The sequence below is a fragment of the Aliterella sp. E5.1 genome, from assembly GCF_057473825.1.
This window is the reverse complement of the sequence record NZ_JBYCCV010000461.1, coordinates 1-1091: the sequence shown is the minus strand read 5'-3', so window position 1 is coordinate 1091 and position 1091 is coordinate 1. Positions and strand designations below refer to the sequence as shown.

Below are 1091 nucleotides of genomic sequence, written 5' to 3'. Positions count from 1 at the left end.
GTGGTCCGATTTTGGGGCTTCTCTACATTTTTTTTCGAGTCTTTATTGCTGGTTGGATGGGCTGGCTTTGCCTGAAGCGGGCAGCCTCTGGCAAAATTCTGCCGCTACTGCTTTGGGGAGCCTGTGCTTACTTACTTGTCTTAGCTCAGTTTAGCCGCACCTCCGACATTGGATTTACAGTATTGGGGGCTGGCTTATGTCTGGCAGCGCGGCGTACAAGTATAATTCCTGTTGTTTCTACTTCTCCTCCACAGCTTCATGAAAGTGTTGCTCATCGGTAACTATCTGCCAGATCAACAGGAAAGTATGCAGCGTTTTGCCAAGATGCTGGACGTTGGCTTAAGCCAGCTAGGTCATGAGGTGCGTTTACTCCAGCCCACCTTTTTCTTTGGTCGCCTCAAACCTTCTGCCACAGGGATAGGTAAGTGGTTGGGCTATCTGGATAAATTTTTAGTTTTTCCGGCTCAACTGCGTCGAGCAGCCCGTTGGGCAGAGGTGGTCCATATTTGTGATCACTCCAATGCTTTTTACACAAAGTATTTGCAAGCTGTACCTCATTTAGTGACGTGTCATGATTTACTTGCTCTGCGTGGCGGTCTAGGGGAAGATACAGATTGTCCTGCTTCGCCAACCGGGAAAATTTTGCAGCGTTGGATTCTCAGTGGCCTGCAGCGTGCTCAGATGGCTGCCTGTGACTCCTCCTACACAAAGCAGGATCTAGAACGGTTGACTAAAGGAACCTTATCTCCCAAAAATATCAGACTGGTATTGCTCGGATTAAATTATAACTATCAAAGATTAGTTTCTGAAGAAGTTTCATTTAGACTTGCAAAGTTACGAAACTTTGATCTTGATAAACCCTTCATTCTGCACGTTGGGTCAAGTCTAAAACGCAAGAACCGTGATGGGGTCATAAGGATTTTCAGCAAAATTAAGCACAAGTGGAATGGTCAGCTTGTATTTGCTGGAACTCCTTTAAATGCTGATTTAGAAGCACTCGTTGATGAGTTTCATCTCAAAGATCGGGTTGTACAAATTATTAAGCCTGACAACGATTTACTGGAAGCTCTCTATAATAAAGCGTTTGCGTT

General features: G+C 45.1%; 1 protein-coding gene and 1 pseudogene. Both read left to right on the top strand.

Going from position 1 to position 1091, the window contains the following annotated elements:
- Positions 1-281, top strand: a pseudogene (locus tag AC2VE5_RS28240) (hypothetical protein); the annotation flags it as partial.
- Positions 259-1091 (top strand): glycosyltransferase (locus AC2VE5_RS28235; protein ID WP_486890812.1); only part of this gene is annotated, 833 nt, incomplete at its 3' end. The pseudogene AC2VE5_RS28240 and the gene AC2VE5_RS28235, both read left to right, overlap by 23 nt.